This is a genomic window from Xanthomonas sp. SHU 166 (assembly GCF_000364685.1).
Classification (GTDB): Bacteria; Pseudomonadota; Gammaproteobacteria; order Xanthomonadales; family Xanthomonadaceae; genus Xanthomonas_A; species Xanthomonas_A sontii.
Genome location: NZ_AQOJ01000260.1, coordinates 1 through 667, shown reverse-complemented (window position 1 = coordinate 667; position 667 = coordinate 1). Strand labels below are relative to the sequence as shown.

General features: G+C 73.2%; 1 protein-coding gene and 1 pseudogene. Both read right to left on the bottom strand.

Going from position 1 to position 667, the window contains the following annotated elements:
* A pseudogene (locus D180_RS23435) lies at nucleotides 1-159 on the bottom strand (histidine-type phosphatase); the annotation flags it as partial.
* A 44-nt stretch (nucleotides 160-203) separates the two neighbouring features.
* On the bottom strand, nucleotides 204-667 hold a 464-nt coding region (locus D180_RS08420), incomplete at its 5' end, for a Ca2+-dependent phosphoinositide-specific phospholipase C (protein WP_017912449.1).

The window sequence follows — 667 nt, the reverse complement described above, 5'->3', positions numbered from 1 at the left end:
CGGCGCCAGCGCGGCGGCCGCGGCCTCGCCCGGCAACGGCGCGCGCACGCCGTGGCGGAACAGCATCCAGACCTTTTCGACCTGCAGCGCGGGCGCGGCCTTCGGCGCCGGCCGCGCCTGCGCGCCCAATGCCGCCACCAGCAGCACGACCCACAGCATCCAACGCGTTCTTGTTTTCATCATCGTCCCCAACATGGAAAGTCTCACGGTGCGCTCGTGCCGCATGCGGCCGTGACACGGTCGCAGCGCAGGCCCGTGGCGATACCGAGCCAGTAGCCCAGCCGCTGCGGATCCGGGGCGCCGGCGTAGTAATCGGTGCTGATCCATTGCGCGCCGGCCTCCAGCGCCGCCTGTGCGCGGCGGCGGTCGTGCGCGCGCGCCTCGCGGCCATCGGTATCGGCGCGTGTGCGCACCAGGAAGCCCTGCGTCACCAGCGCACGGATCCGCGGCGCCTCGGTCAGCGGATCCTCGATCGACAGCACCGCGGCCTCCGGCCGGTCCGGCGCGTACCAGCCGAACATCATGCGACCGCGCAGCGATGGATGATCCTGTCGATACAGCGCCTCGTGCCGCGGATTGCCGTCGAGCACGAACAGCAGGCGGCCGCGCGCCTGCGCCACGCGCGGCCAGGCATGCGCCAGCACCGCCTCGCGCAGGCTCGGCGCGG